1 protein-coding gene is annotated in these 222 nt (G+C 41.4%); it reads left to right on the forward strand.

What is annotated here, in order from left to right; translation table 11 throughout:
- Positions 1 to 222: hypothetical protein (locus tag IQR33_RS33225; protein ID WP_228013922.1), on the forward strand; the 222-nt coding region annotated here is incomplete at both ends.

Consider the following 222-nt stretch of genomic DNA (forward strand, 5'->3'; position numbering starts at 1 on the left):
CAATGAAGCTTTTAGGCGATGCACTAAGTGAACAGGATAAGATAAATCTAACAGATTACATGGAGTATCTTGGAACGTTTCAATTAGTGGATTGGATGTATGAAGGTACCAAAGGGCGACTACACTCAGTTTCTATAGATAGCGGCAAGAAGAGTCAGTTGGTGGTACTAAATAAACCGTTTGAGCCGATGTCAATTGACCTCTCCCCTTTGGCTGGAAAAC

It is taken from the genome of Vibrio sp. OPT46 (assembly GCF_015163535.1).
GTDB lineage: Bacteria > Pseudomonadota > Gammaproteobacteria > Enterobacterales > Vibrionaceae > Vibrio > Vibrio alginolyticus.